Source organism: Streptomyces sp. NPDC050636, assembly GCF_040654775.1.
Classification (GTDB): domain Bacteria; phylum Actinomycetota; class Actinomycetes; order Streptomycetales; family Streptomycetaceae; genus Streptomyces.
This window is the reverse complement of the sequence record NZ_JBFAIP010000040.1, coordinates 20,376-37,006: the sequence shown is the minus strand read 5'-3', so window position 1 is coordinate 37,006 and position 16,631 is coordinate 20,376. Positions and strand designations below refer to the sequence as shown.

Annotated in this window: 16 protein-coding genes; 7 read left to right on the top strand and 9 right to left on the bottom strand. The window is 70.7% G+C overall.

The window, feature by feature from the left end; translation table 11 throughout:
• Nucleotides 1–26: 26 nt before the first annotated feature.
• Genes AB0I10_RS25250 through AB0I10_RS25240 form a run of 3 tightly spaced genes read right to left on the bottom strand, consistent with a single transcriptional unit; the run spans nt 27 to nt 2,939 of the window.
• A complete protein-coding gene (locus AB0I10_RS25250) occupies nt 27–938 on the bottom strand; it encodes an ABC transporter ATP-binding protein (protein ID WP_363154881.1) in 912 nt (303 codons plus the stop codon).
• Nucleotides 935–1,900 (bottom strand): ABC transporter permease subunit, encoded by a 966-nt coding sequence (locus tag AB0I10_RS25245; RefSeq protein ID WP_363154880.1) that lies wholly within the window; start codon nt 1,898–1,900, stop codon nt 935–937. Before AB0I10_RS25245 ends, AB0I10_RS25250 begins: the two co-directional genes overlap by 4 nt.
• A complete protein-coding gene (locus tag AB0I10_RS25240) occupies nt 1,890–2,939 on the bottom strand; it encodes an ABC transporter ATP-binding protein (protein ID WP_363154879.1) in 1,050 nt (349 codons plus the stop codon). The genes AB0I10_RS25245 and AB0I10_RS25240 overlap by 11 nt, the downstream gene beginning before the upstream one ends.
• A 265-nt stretch (nt 2,940–3,204) precedes the next feature.
• Here AB0I10_RS25240 and AB0I10_RS25235 point away from each other — a divergent pair, with 265 nt between their 5' ends.
• The 4 genes from AB0I10_RS25235 (at nt 3,205) to AB0I10_RS25220 (ending at nt 8,102) form a co-directional block, all read left to right on the top strand.
• Nucleotides 3,205–4,071: a M24 family metallopeptidase gene (locus tag AB0I10_RS25235; protein WP_363154878.1), complete on the top strand. Its 867-nt coding sequence runs from the start codon at nt 3,205–3,207 to the stop codon at nt 4,069–4,071.
• Between the two features lie 116 nt (nt 4,072–4,187).
• Nucleotides 4,188–5,918: an SDR family oxidoreductase gene (locus AB0I10_RS25230; RefSeq protein WP_363154900.1), complete on the top strand. Its 1,731-nt coding sequence runs from the start codon at nt 4,188–4,190 to the stop codon at nt 5,916–5,918.
• A 97-nt stretch (nt 5,919–6,015) separates the two neighbouring features.
• On the top strand, nt 6,016–6,933 hold the full coding sequence (locus AB0I10_RS25225) for a metal-dependent hydrolase (RefSeq protein ID WP_363154877.1): 918 nt from the start codon (nt 6,016–6,018) through the stop codon (nt 6,931–6,933).
• A 29-nt stretch (nt 6,934–6,962) separates the two neighbouring features.
• Nucleotides 6,963–8,102 carry a MerR family transcriptional regulator gene (locus tag AB0I10_RS25220; protein ID WP_363154876.1) on the top strand — a complete coding sequence of 380 codons (1,140 nt, stop codon included), beginning with the start codon at nt 6,963–6,965 and terminating at the stop codon, nt 8,100–8,102.
• Nucleotides 8,103–8,203: 101 nt separating this feature from the next.
• Here the strand turns inward: AB0I10_RS25220 and AB0I10_RS25215 are convergent, their stop codons facing one another.
• Both AB0I10_RS25215 and AB0I10_RS25210 read right to left on the bottom strand, forming a co-directional pair.
• Complete coding sequence (locus AB0I10_RS25215) at nt 8,204–9,553, bottom strand: carotenoid oxygenase family protein (protein WP_363154875.1); 1,350 nt, start codon at nt 9,551–9,553, stop codon at nt 8,204–8,206.
• Complete coding sequence (locus AB0I10_RS25210; RefSeq protein WP_363154874.1) at nt 9,550–10,143, bottom strand: hypothetical protein; 594 nt, start codon at nt 10,141–10,143, stop codon at nt 9,550–9,552. Before AB0I10_RS25210 ends, AB0I10_RS25215 begins: the two co-directional genes overlap by 4 nt.
• 109 nt (nt 10,144–10,252) lie before the next feature.
• Between AB0I10_RS25210 and AB0I10_RS25205 the strand changes: the two genes are divergently transcribed.
• Both AB0I10_RS25205 and AB0I10_RS25200 read left to right on the top strand, forming a co-directional pair.
• Nucleotides 10,253–10,855 carry a PadR family transcriptional regulator gene (locus AB0I10_RS25205; RefSeq protein ID WP_363154873.1) on the top strand — a complete coding sequence of 201 codons (603 nt, stop codon included), beginning with the start codon at nt 10,253–10,255 and terminating at the stop codon, nt 10,853–10,855.
• A gap of 78 nt (nt 10,856–10,933) precedes the next feature.
• The gene (locus tag AB0I10_RS25200) at nt 10,934–11,476 is read left to right on the top strand and encodes an RNA 2'-phosphotransferase (RefSeq protein WP_363154872.1); all 543 of its coding nucleotides are present in this window, start codon (nt 10,934–10,936) and stop codon (nt 11,474–11,476) included.
• Between the two features lie 86 nt (nt 11,477–11,562).
• Here AB0I10_RS25200 and AB0I10_RS25195 read toward each other — a convergent pair whose 3' ends face one another.
• The 3 genes from AB0I10_RS25195 to AB0I10_RS25185 all read right to left on the bottom strand — a co-directional run bounded on the left by AB0I10_RS25195 (nt 11,563) and on the right by AB0I10_RS25185 (nt 14,223).
• On the bottom strand, nt 11,563–12,126 hold the full coding sequence (locus AB0I10_RS25195; protein WP_363154871.1) for a hypothetical protein: 564 nt from the start codon (nt 12,124–12,126) through the stop codon (nt 11,563–11,565).
• 135 nt (nt 12,127–12,261) lie between these two features.
• Entirely contained in the window at nt 12,262–13,161 is a 900-nt protein-coding gene (gene htpX, locus AB0I10_RS25190; RefSeq protein ID WP_363154870.1) for a zinc metalloprotease HtpX, read from the bottom strand.
• A 165-nt stretch (nt 13,162–13,326) separates the two neighbouring features.
• Nucleotides 13,327–14,223 carry an LLM class flavin-dependent oxidoreductase gene (locus AB0I10_RS25185; RefSeq protein WP_363154869.1) on the bottom strand — a complete coding sequence of 299 codons (897 nt, stop codon included), beginning with the start codon at nt 14,221–14,223 and terminating at the stop codon, nt 13,327–13,329.
• 179 nt (nt 14,224–14,402) lie between these two features.
• Between AB0I10_RS25185 and AB0I10_RS25180 the strand changes: the two genes are divergently transcribed.
• Entirely contained in the window at nt 14,403–15,338 is a 936-nt protein-coding gene (locus tag AB0I10_RS25180) for an HAD hydrolase family protein (RefSeq protein ID WP_363154868.1), read from the top strand.
• Between the two features lie 82 nt (nt 15,339–15,420).
• On the opposite strand, the gene AB0I10_RS25175 is transcribed toward AB0I10_RS25180, so the two are convergent.
• A complete protein-coding gene (locus AB0I10_RS25175; RefSeq protein WP_363154867.1) occupies nt 15,421–16,377 on the bottom strand; it encodes a M23 family metallopeptidase in 957 nt (318 codons plus the stop codon).
• Nucleotides 16,378–16,631 lie beyond the last annotated feature (254 nt).

Below are 16,631 nucleotides of genomic sequence, written 5' to 3'. Positions count from 1 at the left end.
ACATGCGTCAGGGCTCCTTTCAGGCCTCAGGCCGCTACCAGGTAGGAGAAGACGGATTCCAGCGACTCGTCGGAGGGCGAGACCGTCAGAAGGCGGATGCCGTGGTCGCGGGCGACCCTCGGCAGGAGTTCGGTGAAGCGGGTGAAGTCGATGGCCTGGATGTGCAGGACGCCCTCGGCGAGGTCCACCTCGATGCCGGCCGTCGAGGGGTCGGCGATCAGCGCTCCGGCCAGCGCCCGGTCGTTGTCCGACCGCACGAGATAACGGTGCGGTCGGTCGGTCATCAGTCGGCGGATCTTGCGGAAGTCACCGGACGCGGCATGCCGGCCGGCCACCACCACCTCGATGTGCGACGCCAGTTGCTCGACCTCTTCGAGGATGTGCGAGGAGAACAGAACCGTACGGCCCTCGTCGCCCATCTGCCGCAGCAACTCCATCAGCTGCATCCGCTGGCGCGGGTCCATGCCGTTGAACGGCTCGTCCAGCAGCAGCACGGACGGATCATGGACCAGCGCGGAGGCCATCTTCACGCGCTGCCGCATCCCCTTGCTGTATGTCGAGATCTTGCGGTCCTGGGCGTACTCCATCTCGACGGTGGCCAGCGCCCTGGCCACCTCGGCCCGGCCGAGACCGTGCAACTCGGCGTTGGCGAGGACGAATTCGCGGCCGGTGAGGAAGTCGTACATCGCCTCGCGCTCCGGGACGATGCCGATGTGGCGGTAGATGCCGGCGTTGCGCCAGATGGTGGTGCCGTCGAGGGTGACGGTGCCGTTGGAGGGCGCGAGGAAGCCGCCCATCATGTTGATGAGGGTGGATTTACCGGCGCCATTGGGGCCGAGCAGGCCGGTGACCCCTGGGGCGATGGTCATCGTGATGTCGTTGACGGCGACGACATTCCCGAACCAGCGCGAGACATGGTCGATGTGGATGGAGGTCACAGCCCGGCCTTCCTGTAGCGGCGCATCAGCAGGGCGTAGCAGCCGGCGATGACGATCAGCGTGACGAGGAGATAGACGAATCCGGCGGCGGTCGACGGCTCCAGGCCGTTGGGGAAGGAACTGCTTGCGCCGAGGAACTTCGTCTGCACCCCGTCGATGAGCGTGATGGGGGAGAACAGCCCGAGCCAGCCGACGGCGGCTTCGCTGCCCTGGACGGAGGCGATGCCCTGGATGGCGCTCACGGCGGTGTACGGAATGGTGAGGACGGCGATAACGGCGGCGACGCCGAACCCGCGGCGCGGCGTGAGTGCGGCTATGACCAGGCCGATTCCGGCGAACAGCAGCGAGAGCAGCGTGACGGCCACCAGCCCCTGGCCCAGCCCCTTGGTCTGGTCGACGAAGTCCAGCTTCGCCAGCAGCGCCCCGACGTAGAGGATCAGCAGGGGAGCTGCGGTGAGGATGAACAGGGCGCTCGCCATGGCCGCGAATTTCGCCGCGACGTAGTCGCCCCGCTCGATGGGGCGGGAGAAATACAGCGGGACGGACTTGAAGCGCAGATCGCGGGAGACGGACTGCGGGGCCTGTGCGGCGAGGTAGAGGCCGATGACGGCCTGGAGATAGATGGCGTAGCGGGTGTAGTCGACCGGGAGGCTGCTGGCCTTGGTGAACACGGCCACCGCGACCACGATCCCGGCGGGCAGGCACATCACCCCGAACAGCAGCATCGGCAGCACCTTGGTCTTGGCCGAACGGCCGAGTCCGTAGGCGCCGCGCAGGCTCTGCGAGAAGAGCGACCGGCGGGCGTAGGCGCGGCCCAGGCGAGGGCCGTCGTAATGCCGGTAGCCGATGTTGTGAATGTAGGCCCCACCCGACGGGGCGTTCTGCGCCGCGGCGGGCGTCGCTGCGGATGCTGCTGGTCCGGGTGCCGTCGCGGATACGGACGTCGTGGGCTCAGGCGACATCGGGGGCGCCTCCGTCCTGGATGGCGTGCGGGGCGCTCGGAGCGCCTTGGGCGGCGGTCTGGGCGGGGGTGGCTCCCGGGTTGGCGTCCGTGTCGCGGAAGACCTCGGCGATGTGGTGGCGGCGCTGTTCCATCCGGACCAGGCCGAGGCCGAGGCCGGCGACGGTGTCCCGCACCAGGTCGTAGGTCTCCTCGCCGACCGCCTCGACGTACAGGACGTGACCGGGGGTGGCGAGACTCCCGGAGCCGGTGGTGCCGCCGGCGCCGGTGGTCACCGCGGCACCGGCGCCGACCAGCGCCGCACGCAGCGCGGCGGTGCCGTCCGGGTGTGCGTCGGAGTCCGTGACCTCCACCGCCAGCGAGGCCGTGACCTGCGTGAACTCGTCCGTGGAGGAGGAGCGCAGCAGCTTGCCGCCGTCGATGACGACGACATGGTCGCAGGTGCGCTCCAGCTCGCCGAGGAGGTGGGAGGTCACCAGGACGGAGATCCCGAAGTCGGTGTGGACTCGGCGGATCAGGCCGAGCATCTCGTCCCGCCCGACCGGGTCCAGGCCGTTGGTCGGCTCGTCCAGGAACACCAGCTGCGGGTCGTGGACCAGCGCCTGGGCCAGCTTGACGCGCTGCTTCATACCCGTCGAGTAGCCGCCGATGGGGCGGTAGCGCTCCTCGTACAGGCCGACGTGGCGCAGGGTGTCGGCGGTGCGCTCGCGGGCGGCGGTCGGCGGCAGGCCGGACATCCGGGCCATGTGCACGACGAACTCGGTGGCCGAGACGTCCGGCGGCAGGCAGTCGTGCTCGGGCATATAGCCGACCCGCTCACGGATGGTGCCACCGTCCTTGGTCACGTCCAGGCCGAGGACATGCGCGGTCCCTTCGGTGGCGGGGGCCAGGCCGAGGAGGATCTTGATCAGGGTGGACTTGCCGGCGCCGTTGGCACCCACCAGGCCGGTCACGCCGGGGGCGATGTCAACGGAGAGCCGGTCCAAGGCGGTCACCCGCGGGAACCGCTTGCTCAGGCTTTCGGTCACGATCACTGTCACGCCTTCGACGGTAGTGGCGGCCGCCACACCGGTCGTCAACCCTGAGGCTGGATGCTCCCTACCTCTCCGGGAGTACAAGCCCGTAGGGGATGTCCTGCTCACGGTGGCCCTGGAGTCAGGGTCGGGCCGGATCGGCGTCGGATCACAGTGAGGTACGCCCGCCCCGTGCACACCCCTTGACGCAGCCGTCGGTCATTGTCACATTCATCAGTGTCAAGTTACGGGCGCGTACCGCGATGAACTGCTCACGGACGGACGGTTGGCGATGGCCTCAGTCACCTCAGCGACCTCAGCAGGAGCCGGAGAACGCACCGCCGAGCTCTCCGGATTCAGGGAGGTCCAGCGGCTCGCCTATGCCTGCGCGGAGGCAGTGGCCGCCCAGCTCAAGCCCGGGGTCACCGAGCGCGCGGCGGCGCGGATGCAGCGCGAGTGGCTGCGTGAGCGCGGCGTGCGGGACTGGTTCCATCTGCCGTTCGCCTGGTTCGGCGACCGCACGGCCTTCGTCAATTTCCGCATTCCGCTGCAGTTCTTCCCCACCAACCGCGAGCTGGAACCGGGGATGGCCTTCATCCTCGACATGGCGCCGGTCTACAAGGGGTTCACGGCCGATATCGGCTACTCGGGCTGCCTCGGCCTGAACCCTGTGCACGACCGGCTGCTCGCCGATCTCGAAGCGCACCGCGAGCTGATCCTGCGCGAGGTGCGCGAGCGCCGGCCGCTGCGGGAGATCTACGAGGACGTCGACCGGCTGATGGTGCGGCAGGGGTACGCCAACCGCCACCGTGCCTATCCCTTCGGCGTCATCGCCCACAAGATCGACCGGGTCAGGGAGCGCCGCTGGTCCCCCACCCTCTTCGGGTTCGGCACCCAGTCCCTCAAGGGGCTCGCCTCCGACGCCTTGCACGGTCACCGTGACGGCTGGTCCCCGCTGTGGAGCCCGTACACCTTCTCCGACCACCCGCCGCAGCCGGGGCTGTGGGCGGTCGAACCCCACCTCGGATTCCGGGGCACGGGCGCGAAGTTCGAGGAGATCCTGGTCGTCACGGACTCCAAGGACCCGCAGGAAAGCGCCTTTTGGCTGGACGACGATCTGCCGCATGTGCGGCGCTGGCAGGAGGAGAAGGCCGCGTGAAGACGGGACGTGGACAGGGACGTGGACGGGACAAGGGGCAGGGGCCGGGCTCCGGGCGGGGATCAGGGGCCGGCCCCGCGCCCGGTGCCGGGCTCCAAGGGGCGCGGGAGCGCTGGGTGCACACCGGCGGCGTCGAGCTGTGCGTCGCCGAGCTGGGGGACCCGGCGCAGCCGACGGTGATCCTGGTACACGGCTATCCGGACAGCAAGGAAGTGTGGTCCGAGGTCGCCCGCGGCCTGGCCGGCCGCTTCCATGTGGTGCTCTACGACGTCCGGGGCTGCGGCCGCTCCACCGCCCCGAAGCCGCTGCGCGGCGGCTTCACGCTGGAGAAGCTGACGGACGACTTCCTGGCCGTCGCGGACGCCGTCAGCCCCGGCCGACCGGTCCATGTGGTGGGCCATGACTGGGGGTCCGTGCAGGCCTGGGAGTTCGCCACGGTCCGGCGTACGGAGGGCCGGATCGCCTCCTTCACCTCCATGTCCGGTCCGTCCCTGGACCACTTCGGTCACTGGATCAAGCAGCGGCTGGCGCGCCCCACCCCCCGGCGCACCGCCCAGCTCCTCAACCAGGGCGCCAAGTCCTGGTACGTCTACATGCTGCACACCCCCGTGCTGCCCGAGCTGGCCTGGAAGGGCCCGCTCGGCAAGCGCTGGCCGGCCATCCTGCAGCGGGTGGAGAAGGTGCCGGGCGATGGCTATCCGACCCCGTCACTGCCGACCGACGCAGCGCATGGCGCCTGGCTCTACCGCGACAACGTCCGCGCCCGGCTGCGCCGCCCCCGCGCGGACGCCTACGCGCACTGCCCGGTCCAGCTCATCACCCCGACCGGCGATATGTTCCTCTCCCAGCGGCTCTACGACGACCTGGAGCAGTGGGCGCCCCAGCTGGTGCGCCGCACCCTGCCGGCCAAGCACTGGGTGCCGCGTACCCGACCCGACCAACTGGTCTCCTGGATCACCGAGTTCGTCACCGCGAAGGAGGAGGGCGATCCGGCAAAGGAGATCGTGGCCTCCGGCCCGTATGCCGACCGCTTCGGCGGACAGCTGGTGCTGGTGACCGGCGCGGCCAGCGGCATCGGCCGGGCGACGGCGTTCGCCTTCGCGGAGGCCGGCGCACGGATCATCGCCGTCGACCGCGACGCGGAGGGAGCCGCGCGAACGGCCGACATGGCGCGGCTGATCGGGGCCCCGCAGGCCTGGGGCGAGGTCGTCGACGTCTCGGACGAGGCGGCGATGGAGAAGCTCGCCGACAAGGTCGACGCCGAGTACGGCACCGTCGACGTGCTGGTGAACAACGCCGGCATCGGGCTGTCCGGCTCCTTCATGGAGACCAGCACCGAGGAATGGAAGAAGGTCCTGGACGTCAATCTGTGGGGGGTCATCCACGGCTGCCGGGCCTTCGGCAAGCGGATGGCCGACCGCGGACAGGGCGGCCATATCGTCAACACCGCCTCGGCCGCGGCTTTTTCGCCGTCCAGGGCCCTGCCCGCCTACAGCACCTCCAAGGCGGCGGTCCTGATGCTCAGCGAGTGCCTGCGGGCCGAGCTGGCGGGCCAGGGCATCGGCGTCTCGGCCATCTGCCCCGGCTTCGTCAACACCAACATCACCAGCACCGCGCGGTTCGCCGGTGCCTCAGCCGACGAGGAGAAGCGCCGCCAGACCGAGGCCGCACGCTTGTACGGGAGGCGCAACTACCCGCCGGAGAAGGTCGCGGACGCCATCCTGCGTGCGGTGGTCCGCAACCAGGCGGTGGTGCCCGTCACCCCCGAGGCACGCGGCGCGCACCTGATGTCCCGCTTCACCCCGCGAGCGCTGCGCGCCATCGCCCGCATCCAGCCGCCCCAGTAGCGCCGAACGTCCTTCCCACACCCACCGCATGGCGCCCCGGGCCGGAGAGCCACCCGGCCCAGGCGCGCCCCCACCGAGCCCCGGAGGAGGTATCGGCATGAGCACGCCACGCCCCCAGGAGCATCACCCGATCGCACCGCGCCGGGTCTCGTTCGACTGGCGCGAGACGCCCCTGCACTGGATACCGGACGAGCCCACCGCAACCCACGTCATCAACGTGCTGCACCTGCTGCTGCCGGCGGGCGAGCGATGGTTCGTCAAGGTCTTCAAGGAGGCCCTCCCCCTGGTCCGCGACGAGGAGCTCCTCAAGGACGTCAAGGGCTTCATGGGCCAGGAGGCCACCCACAGCGTCCAGCACTCCTACGTCCTGGAGCACCTTGCCCACCAGGGCCTGGACACCGGCCCCTACACCCGGCACGTCGACTTCCTCTTCGAATACCTGCTGGGCGAGAAACCGCCGTTCGGCATGCCCGTCCCCGGGCAGGAGTGGCTGCGCTTCCGGCTCTCCCTCATCGCCGCCATCGAGCAGTTCACCGCCGTGCTCGGCAACTGGGTCCTGGACGCCGACGGCCTGGACCGCTCCGGCCCCGACCCGGTCATGCTCGATCTGCTGCGCTGGCACGGCGCGGAAGAGGTCGAGCACCGCGCGGTCGCCTTCGACATGTACCAGCACACCGGCGGCGAAGAGCCCGCCCGCTATCTCCGCCGCATCCTGGGCATGTCCGTGACGGCCCCGGTCCTCCTCTACCTGTGGGCCTGGGGCGCGGCCTACCTCCTCCGGCACGACCCGCAGCTCGCCACCCGCTCCCGCTACACGCTGCGCGAGCACAACCGCGCCGTCCGCAGGGGACTGCTGCCCACCTGGCGCGAGCTGGGAGCGGCGGTCCCGCGCTATCTGCGGCGGTCGTACCATCCCTCGCAGGAAGGGTCGCTGCGCGCGGCCGTCGCCTATCTGGCCTCCTCCCCGGCCGCGCGGGCCGCGGCGGGCGCGCTGGGCCGCGCGGCCATCTCGTAGCGCGCGGCCATCTCGTAAGGAGCACCGCAGTGACCGAGCAGCCGCCGACGGCCGAATACCGCATCGAGGACCTGGCCCACATCAGCAGCGCCACCGTCCGCACGATCCGCGCCTACCAGGACCGCGGGCTGCTGCCCCGCCCGGAACGCCGCGGCCGGGCCAACGTCTACGGCGACGCCCATCTGGCCCGGCTGCGCCAGATCGCCGATCTGCTCGACCGCGGCTACACCCTCGCCAGCATCAAGGAACTCCTGGAGGCCTGGGACGCGGGACTCGATCTCGGCGGCGTCCTCGGCCTGGTCGCCGAGATCGACGGGCCGTGGACCGACGAGAAGGCGTCCCGGATCAGCCGCGCCGACCTGGACACCGCCTTCGGCGGCACTTCCGACGAGGCGGCGGTGGCCGAGGCCGTCGACCTGGGTGTCCTGGAACGCGTCCCGGGCCGGGACGACGAGTTCCATGTCCCCAGCCCCCAGGAGCTCGCGGTCGCCGCCGAACTGCACTCCGCGGGCGTCCCGTTGTCGGCGATCTCCGGGCATCTGCGCGAGCTGCGTGGCCAGGTCGAGCACATAGCCGCCCGTTTCCTGGACTTCACCACCGAACACATCTTCCGGCAGTTCCTTGACCACTCGCCGACGGAAGCCGAAGCGGAGGAGGCCGCCGTCCTCGTACGACGGCTGCGCCCCCTGGCTCAGCAGACGGTCGACGCCGAACTCGCCCGCGCCATGCGCACCCTGGCCACCCGCTACCTCCGCCACCACCTCACCGAAGCACTGCCTCCGGCGTCCCGGGGGAGGGCCGGGGTGGTGGCAACGGCGGACGGTTACGAGCGGGCGGGCGCAGGCGATGGGGAGCGGGCCGGGGCCGCCCCGGCCTCCGCCTCGGCCCCGGCCAGCGTGCCCGTCGCAGACCCCCGTCCCGCGGCCGGCACGGAGCCGCTGGTTCTCCCCGCCGAAACCGTGCAGGCCGTGCGGGCCCTGGTGGGCCCGGAGAACACGGCCGCCTTTGTTGCCGCCGCCGCACAACGCGAGGTCCACGCACGCACCATGGACACCTTGACCATGACCTTCCGCGAGATGTCAGCGACGGACGACGCGCACGCCGGCCACGAAGCGCCCAGCCACGGCGCGCCCACCGGCCACAAAGCGCCCGGCACCACCCATCGCTGACCACCGGACGCAGCCTCCGCCCCCCCGCCGTCCTGCCCTCTCTTCAGTTGTCAAGGTTCAGGCTGAGCGCGGCAACACGCACACGCGCGCCCTGAGGTACATCAGCTGCCCGTATCCGGGAGCCAGTTGCCGTGGAATCCGTATGGCACCCGCTGCGGGAGATGGACCGTGGCCACCGGGTCGGCGGATATGTCCTCCGCGTCGAGCACGACGAGATCGCTGGTGTCGGTGGCCGCGTCATAGACGTAGGTGATCAGCCAGCCGGGGCCGCCCGGACGGTCGTCGGCGGGCGCGAAGGCCGCCTCGCCCGGGGTGCGCCCCGGCCCGAAGTCATGCCGGACGACCGCGCCGGTCTCCAGGTCGTAGCGGAGCAGGGCGCCGGGGATCGGGCCGGAACCGGGAAGCTCGCCGATGGTGGCGTGGCCGAAGCGGGCCGGCTGCCCGGCGAGGCGATCGTCCACCCGGGGGAACTCGCTCATCTGGTCGTCGAGTTGTTCCTCGGCGACCGTGCCGGAGGCGAGATCGATCGTCCAGCGCCAGAGGTGGGCCGGGGCCCTGTCGCCGTACTCGGCGTAGCGGCATACGTAGAGGACGATCCGCTGGTCGCCGTCGTCGTGGGCGTTGAGAGAGTGGAAGACGTAGCAGGGGTCGATGGGCAGCCAGCGCACCTCGCCGTACGGGTCGTCGCGGCGCAGCACGCCCAGCCGGGCGCCGCGCTCGGGCTGCCAGCCGTACGGCATGCCCGGGTGGCTGCGGTCGAAGACGACCGGGAGGTCCATGAAGATGACGTGGCCGGCGGTCAGATGGAAGTCGTGCATCATCGTTGGCGCCGGAATGTCGATGGGGCGGCTGATGACCAACTCCCCTGCCGCGTCAGCACGGTGGTAGGTGAGGTAGGGCGCGGTGCTGCTGCCGTAACCGAAGAAGTGCAGTTCGCCGGTCGTGGGACAGGTCTTGGGGTGGGCGGTCATGGCGGTGGTGAGCCGGCCGCCGAAGTCATGGGTGCCGATGGTCTCCAGCTCATGGCCGGAGCGGCAGTCGATTTCGTACGGGAACGACGACTCGACCAGAGCAAGGGTGCGGCCGGCGTGCCGGACGATATGGGTGTTGGCCACACCCGCCGACAGATCGCGGCGCCCTTGCTCATCGACGGCACGCGCGCCGTCGGTGAGAGTAGAGGTACGGACCCAGCGGTTGCGGTAGGAAACCGCCCGGCCGCCTTCCAGCCGCAGGCCGTGGACCATGCCGTCGCCGAAGAACCAGTGCCGCGAGGCGGCGTCCCGAGGGTTGGGGCCGTTGCGCAGATACCAGCCGCTGAGCTCGGCCGGGATGCTGCCGGTGACCGGCAGATCGTAGGCGGTCAGCTCGTCCGTCACCGGGGCGAAGTTGCCTGCCATGTGCGGTGCGGGGGCTGAGGATTCGGATGCGGTGGTGGCTGACGTCGTGGTCATGAGGCCAGGCCTCCCTGGAGGACGTCGGGGCGCACACCGGACTCCTGCAGGAAGCTGGCCTTGGCCCGCTCGGGGTAGGAGGCGGTGAAGCGCGCGGGAAGGATGAATCCGGCGATCTGAATGAGGATCGAGAAGAGTGGGTTCAGCTCATAGGCGGTGACGAGCGCCTGGGCGGTCGCGGCAAGGGTGAAGGACAGCGCCCACGCCGCGGTGAGCACGACGTTGATCCGGCGGAACAGCGGGGTGTGCCAGACCTCTGGCGGCGCCACCCGGCGCGCGATCGCCATCGTGAAGGGCCGCCGGACGGCGATCGACACCCAGGCGACGACCGCCAGCCAGCCCGTCGCGAGCGCACCGCCGTACATCCGGAGACCGCTTTCCGGCCGGGCGAAGGCCAGGACCAGGAGGGCCGCGAAGAACACGATCGTGCCGTACTCCAGCACGCGGCAATCCAGCGAAAGACCCGCGGCGCGGTCCGCTATGAGCAACACCACCGAGAGCGCCAGACCGGCCAGCGCTCCCCACTGCCAGCCGGCCGTGGACACCCCCGCGAAGGCCAGCCACGGAATGAAGCTCCGCAGGTAGTTCATGATTCCCCCTCTTCATGCGCCGAGCCGGCTCCGCACATTCCAACTTAGACATGTCGAAGATAGAAGGTACATCTTTGACGTGTCAAGAGTGGAAGGTAAAGTACTGACCATGAGCCTGAGACATGCCGTATTGGGCCTGCTGGCGGAAGCCCCCGCGAGCGGCTACGACCTGATGAAGCTGTTCAACGCCTCGCTCGCCAACGCTTGGCCCGCCACACAGAGCCAGGTCTACGGCGAGCTCAGCAAGCTGACGACCGCGGGCCTGGTCGAGGTCGCCGCCCAAGGCCCCCGCGGCCGCAAGGAATACGCGATCACCGACGACGGCCTGGCCGAGCTGCGCCACTGGCTCACCGAGGTCGAACCCAGCGGCCCCCAGCGCCATGACGGCCTGCTGCGCGTCTTCTTCCTCGGCATAGTCACCCCGCTCGAAGCCCGCACTTTCCTCCTGCATCAGGCCGAGGCCGCGGCCCGGTCCCATGCCGCGTACGAGCAGATCGACGAGACCAACCGGTGGGATGAGGAAATGATCTCTGTCTACGGACGGATCGCGCTGGAGTACGGCCTGCGCATGACCGCGGCTCAGGAGGAATGGGCCCGCTGGGCAGCCGAGGAGGTCTCCGGCGCGAAAGCCAGGAAGGCGAGCGAGCTCGCCAGGAAGCAGCATGCGGGAGGACGTGGGGCGAAGCCCGGGACGACCGCGGAGGAGGAGTGAAGACCGGGCCGCCCGGAGGGAGCACGTCCGGACGGGAATTCAGGTGCCCCCGGCTCCCGGCCGCGGCACCCTGGATGCATGAACGACCAGCGCTCGGTGCGCATCTCGAAGTATCTGGCGAAACATCTGCGCCATGAACCGGAGCGGATCGGCATCACCCTCGACGCCCAGGGCTGGGTGCCGGTGACGGAGCTGATCGAAGCGGCTTCGCGGCATGGGTTCCGCTTCTCCCGGGCCGAGTTGGAGTCGGTGGTCGCCGACAACGACAAGCAGCGTTACGCCATCGAGGACGGCCGGATTCGCGCCAACCAGGGCCACTCCGTACGCGTTGAGCTCGATCTGCCGCCCACCGAACCGCCCGCGCAGCTCTTCCACGGCACGGTCGCCCGCAGCATCCCCGCCATCCGGGACGAGGGGCTGCGGCCGATGTCCCGGCACGCCGTCCACCTCTCTCCCGACCGCGAAACCGCGACCCGGGTGGGCTCACGGCGCGGCAAGGCCGTCGTCCTGACGGTCGACGCAGGGGCGATGCACCGGGGCGGCCATGTGTTCCGGGTCAGCGCCAACGGGGTCTGGCTCACCGGCCACGTACCGCCGGAGTTCCTCCGCTTCCCCGGCTAGCGGCTTTCCGGCCGGCGGCCGACCGTGCCCCATCAGCCCTATCAGGCCCACCGGGCAGATCAGGCAGATCAGGCAGATCAGGCCCATCAGAACCCCGGAGCCCCCCACACCGGGAACCATCGCGCCAGATCGTTCTCGATCGTCAGATCGTCCCCGAGCATCGCCCGTACCTGGAGTTCGATCGGGTTGTCGCGCTTCTCGCCACCGTCCGGCTGCGGCGCGAAGGGGTAGAACGTGCCGCGCTTGTAGAGGTAGACCAGCGCCAGCGGCCGCTCCCGCGCATCGCGGAAACCGATCAGCGAGCACAGCAGCTGCGGCCCGAAACCCGCCTCCTCCAAGGACGTATTGACCGCGTGCAGGTCGTTGACCAGGCCCGCCACGTCCTCCGGGGCATGCCGCACGAGCAGCCACGTATAGCCGTACGCGTCCTGGCTGAACTCCACCGGGCCGTCCAGCAGTGCCCGCGCCTCCTCCTGGATCCGCGAGAACGCGCCGCCCTCGACGCTCGCGAAGCACACCGATCCCCAGCCGGTGGGTACGAACCCGGCCGCGGCCTGCAGGGTGACGGCGGCGGACGGCAGCGCGAAGAGCTGGTCGAGATCGGGGCGTACCGGCTTGCTGCGGCCGAGGATGGCGTCCAGAAAACCCATGCGCGACTTACTCCTTGATCGTTACTCCATGATCGATTCGATCAGCCGGCCCGTTGAGCCATTGATCCATTGAGCCGTCGAGCCGACGAGCCGCCGAGCCGTTGCCTGCGAATTCCTCACGACCGCCCCAACTCCTCACGACCGCCCCAACTGCGCGGCGATCCGGCCCAGCTGGTCCAGCCGCTGCTCCAGCGTCGGGTGCGAGGACAGCAGCCGGCTGAAGCTCTCCTTGTTGAACGCCGGGGCGAAGTAGAAGGCGTTGAACGGCTCCGCCTTGCGCAGATCGCGGGTCGGGATCCGCGCCATCTGCCCGGTGACCTTGGTCAGCGCGGACGCGAGCGCCGACGGGCGGCCGGTCAGTATCGCGGCGGCACGGTCGGCGGACAGCTCCCGGTAACGGGACAGCAACCGGGTCAGCAGGAAGCTGATCGCGTAGACGACGACGCTGACGGCGGTGACGATCAGCACGGCAATGGCCGCGTTCTGGTCCCGGCTGTCGCGTCCGACGCCGCTCCACAGGGCGGCCCGGGTGATGATTCCGGCCAGTACGCCGAGGAACGACGCGATGGTCATCACCACGACATCGCGGTGCGCGACATGCGAGAGCTCGTGGGCGAGCACCCCCTCCAGCTCCTCCGGCTCCAGCCGGCGCAGCAGCCCTGTCGTGGCGCACACCATCGAGTTCTTCTGGTTGCGGCCGGTCGCGAAGGCGTTCGGCACATCCGACTCGGCGATCGCCACCCGCGGCTTGGGCATGTCCGCCAGCGCGCACAGCCGGTCGACGGCACCGTGCAGCTCGGGCGCCTGCTCCGGCGTCACTTCACGCGCGCCCATGCTGAATGCCGCGATCCGGTCACTGAACCAGAACTGCGCGATGAACAGGCCGCCCGCCAGGAGCATGATCACAACCCAGGCGCCCTTGAGCAGCACCACAAGGACGCCGACGACCACGACGTACAGCAGACCGATGAAGAACATCGTCGTGACCATGCGCGAGGTCAGCCCGCGGTCGGGGGCGAATCGGGTCCGTGCCATGGCACCTCCACAACGCACCGCTTCGCTTCGCGCAGTGCGCCGGACCGCCTCGCACGCCGTCTCTCGACCGCGCGCGCCGCACCCTGCACACTGCGCCGCTACCCCGATTGTCCCTCTAATCGCCTATCTGCGGGATAAAGCCCAGGCCAGCGGGGTCGGGCAGACCTAGTCGCCCAGCTGCGCCAGCCCCTCCGTGGCGATCCGCTCGAAGACCGCGACATCGGCCTCGAAGACCGAATCGGCGACCGGCCAGTGGATGACGAGCTCGTCGATGCCCAGCTCGGCGTGGGCGCCCGCGAAGTCCACAAAGGCGTCGAAGGAGTCCAGCGGGCGGTCCGGGGTGAATCCGCTCAGCATGATCTTCCGCAGTTCGCCGGGGTCCCGGCCGATGTCGGCGCAGGCCTTCCCGAGCCGCTCCGTCTGCCCGCGGACCGCCGCCAGCGAATCGGCCGACGTACCGCCCCCGTTCGAGACCTTGGGGTCGCCGGTCGTCACCCACGCCTGGCCGTACTGGGCCGCCAGCTTCAGGCCGCGCGGCCCGGTTGCCGCCACCGCGAAGGGCAGTCGCGGCCGCTGCACACAGCCGGGGATATTGCGCACCTCGTGTGCGGAGTAGTACTCGCCCTCGTACGTGACGACGTCCTGGGTGAGCAGCTTGTCCAGCAGCGGCACGAACTCGCCGAAGCGCGCGGCCCGTTCCCGCGGCGACCACAGCTCCTGGCCGAGCGCGGTGGCGTCGAAGCCGGGGGAGCCGGCGCCGATGCCGAGGGTCATCCGGCCGCCGCTGATGTCGTCGAGCGTGAGCAGTTCCTTGGCGAGGGTGACCGGGTGCCGGAAGTTCGGCGAGGTGACGAGGGTGCCCAGACGCAGCCGGGAGGTCGCGGTCGCGGCCGCGGTCAGCGTCGGGACGGCGCCGAACCAGGTCGTGTCGCGAAAGCTCCGCCAGGAGAGGTGGTCGTAGGTGTACGCGGCGTGGAAGCCCAGCTCCTCGGCGCGCTGCCACACCTCCCGTCCGCCTTCGGACCAACGGCGGACGGGAAGGATCAAGGTACTCAGTCGCATACCCCCGAGCCTACGGCGGCCGTGACGCCGCTCTCCGAGCCCAGGCCCCCGTACGGTCCGGCTCTACAGGCACATCACATCCCACATCGCCGCAAACTCCCCACATCGCCTGTGTGCGCCCCGGCTCATACGCGCGACCCAGCGCACGACTGTGCACAGCGGTACGCGAAGATGGCCCCGTGACTGATGCCCCCGCCACACCGCCCCAGGCGCCCGAGCCGGCCGTTGCGCCCCGGCTGATCGCCACCGATCTCGACGGCACCCTGCTGCACGACGACAAGACGGTTTCCGACCGGACGATCGCAGCGCTCGCCGCCGCGGAGCAGGCCGGCATCGTGGTCTTCTTCGTCACCGGGCGCCCGGCCCGCTGGATGGATGTGGTCAGCGACCATGTGCACGGCCACGGCCTGGCCATCTGCGCGAACGGCGCGGCCGTCGTCGACCTGCACCGCGGCGGGCGCATCGTGGAGGTCAGCCCCCTGGAGACCGCGGCCGCTCTCGCCGTCGTCGACACGCTGCGCAGTGCCGCACCCGGCACCTCGTTCGCGGTCGAGCGCACCGGCGGCTTCCATTACGAGCCGCAGTACCCGCCCTTCCACGCCGACCCGATGGCGGTCATCGCCCCGGCGGAGAAGCTGCTCGCCGAAGGCTTCGCACCGCCGGTGGTGGCCGGTCCGGATGCGGCCGCCGGTACGGGCGCCGGCGCCGCCTCAGACCCCGTCCGCCCCACCGGCCTCGACCAGCCCGTACTCAAGCTGCTCGCGCACCACCCCGACCTGGACCCGGACGCCTTCCTCGCGCTGGCCCGTAAGGCGGCGGGCGGTCTCGCCTCCTTCACCCGGTCCAGCCCCACCGCCCTCCTGGAGATCAGCGGGCCCGGCGTCAGCAAGGCCGGCACCCTCGCCCGCTGCTGCGCGGAGCGCGGTATCGCGCCGGAGGAGGTCGTGGCCTTCGGGGACATGCCCAACGACATAGAGATGCTCAGCTGGGCCGGCACCTCGTATGCCATGGCCAACGCCCATCCGGAGGTGCTTGCCGCCACCTCGCGCCGTACCGGATCCAACAACGAAGACGGCGTCGCGGCGGTCATCGAGCGCATTCTTGAGGGGCGTTAGGGCCTTTCCGACCCTGGCCCATCGGACAGGGCCTGACGCATCCTTCGGCAGCGTCTCCCCTCCTGCCGCCGACCAGCCGTGCCTACAGCCGTACGCCCCGCTTCCGCAGCCATGACACGGGGTCGACGGCCGACGCCAGCGCGGGCGTCCGTCGCACCTCGAAGTGCAGATGCGGGCCGGTGGAGTTGCCGGTGTCGCCGGAGAGCGCGATCCGCTCTCCGGGCCCCACCCGCTCGCCGGGGACCGCCAGCACCGCGGACAGATGCGCGTACTGCGAGTACACGCCGCGCCGATGCTGTACGAGCATGCTGATACCGAAGCCGTCACCGCAGGTCAGGCTGATGATGCGGCCCGATCCGACGGACCGTACGGGGGTGCCGACCGGCACCGCGAAGTCCTGGCCCGTGTGGCTGTCGGCCCAGTGGCCGCCCGGCCCCCCGAAGGGTGCGGAGAGTTCGTAGCGCTCCACCGGGCGGGTCCATCTCCTGCCCGGGGCGGGCACCGGGGCGACGGCCCCGGCGGCCGTGGACACCGCGCGCGGCAGCCCACCGCAGGAACCGCTCCGGGACGCCGTGACCGCCAGCTTCCGCAGCTCGCCACGGGCCGCTCGCAGCCCGCGCTTGACCCGCGCGCGTGCCGCCTTGAGACGGTCGCGGCGTTCGGCACGTACGACCGCACGAGCGGTCACCGTCGCGCTCTCGCCCGCCAGCACGCGGCTCTCCCGGTCTGCGGAACGCGCCCGCGCCACCAGCGCGCGCTCCCTCCGGTCCGCCTCCTCATACGCTCTGCCCAGCGGCTTTCCCGTGCCGGGGCCCGCCATGCGCAGGGTGTACGCCACGATGCTGCCGGCGCGGTACTGCGCGCCGGCGATCGAACCGGCCGCACGGCGCAGCGCGGCGGCCGTGCGGCGCTCGCGGCGCAGCACCGTACGCAACCGGTCGCGCTCGATGCGCAGCGCCCGCACGGCGCGGCGCTCCTGCGCGTACAACCGGCCCGCGCGGCGCGCCGCCTCGCCCAGCCTGATCACGGCAAAGCTCACATCGGCGAGCTGCTGAGCGGCGCTGCGCTGGACACGGCGGGGAGCGCCGAACTGTCGGTGCCGGGCGCCTACAGGCTGCCGGGGCGCGGCAGCGTGACGGGCGAGGCGCGCGCCGGGATGAGCGGCGTAAGCGGGCTGCCCAGCCGCCCCCGGGAGGGGCGCATCGGTCCCAGGGAGGGGCGCACCCGCCCCCGATGCCACCGAAACAATCAGGCCAATCGCGCACACCACGGAGACCACACGCACCACGCGCG